The following is a 939-nucleotide window of genomic DNA, read 5'->3' as shown; positions in this document are numbered from 1 at the left end:
TGCTTGGTCTGCTCGGGCAGCTCGCCCTCGGGGAGGGTGAGCGCGTGCTCGACGGCGGCGTGCCACTGTTCGAGCTGGCGTCGGCCCATGCGGTTGCCGAAGCCGGGGAGCGCGGCGAGCGCCCGTGCGGTGCGGGGTGCGCCGAGTGCCGCCTCGACGATGGCGGAGTCGGAGAGCACCTTGCCGGGGGAGACGTCCCGCCGGCGGGCGATCTCGTCGCGGGTCTGCCAGAGCTCGCGCACCACGGCGAGCTGGCGGCGCCGGCGCACCTTGTGCATGCCGGAGGTGCGGCGCCAGGGGTCCTTGCGCGGCGGGGCGGGCGGCGCCTCCGCGATGGCCCGGAACTCCTGGAGGGCCCACTCCAGCTTGCCCTGGTTCTTCAGCTCCTCTTCGAGGGCGTCCCGCAGGTCGGTGAGGAGTTCGACGTCGAGTGCCGCGTAGCGCAGCCAGGGTTCGGGGAGCGGGCGGGTGGACCAGTCGGCCGCGGAGTGGCCCTTCTCCAGGGCGTAGCCGAGCACGTTCTCGACCATCGCGCCGAGGCCGACGCGGGGGAAGCCGGCGAGGCGGCCGGCGAGTTCGGTGTCGAAGAGCCGGCCCGGCACCATGCCGGTCTCGCGGAGGCAGGGCAGGTCCTGGGTGGCGGCGTGCAGCACCCACTCGGTGTCGGCCAGGGCCTCGCCGAGCGCGCCGAGGTCGGGGCAGGCCACGGGGTCGACGAGCGCGGTGCCGGCGCCGGCGCGGCGGAGCTGTACGAGGTAGGCGCGCTGGCCGTAGCGGTAGCCGGAGGCGCGCTCGGCGTCCACGGCGACCGGTCCCGCGCCGGCGGCGAAGGCGGCGGTCACCGCGGACAGCCCGGCGGCCGTGGCGGTCACCTCGGGGACGCCCTCCCGAGGGGCCAGCAGGGGGATCGGGGCGGGACCTGTGTCCTCGGAGGGGGCC

Annotated in this window: 1 protein-coding gene; it reads right to left on the bottom strand. The window is 76.5% G+C overall.

The features are described from left to right. A partial coding sequence (locus GL263_RS27265; protein ID WP_182858397.1) for an HRDC domain-containing protein occupies nucleotides 1-939 on the bottom strand: 939 nt, incomplete at both ends.

The organism is Streptomyces durbertensis (genome assembly GCF_014156695.1).
In the GTDB taxonomy this organism is placed as follows: domain Bacteria; phylum Actinomycetota; class Actinomycetes; order Streptomycetales; family Streptomycetaceae; genus Streptomyces; species Streptomyces durbertensis.
Note: the sequence above shows the minus strand (reverse complement) of the source record. Positions and strands in the feature narration are given on the sequence as shown.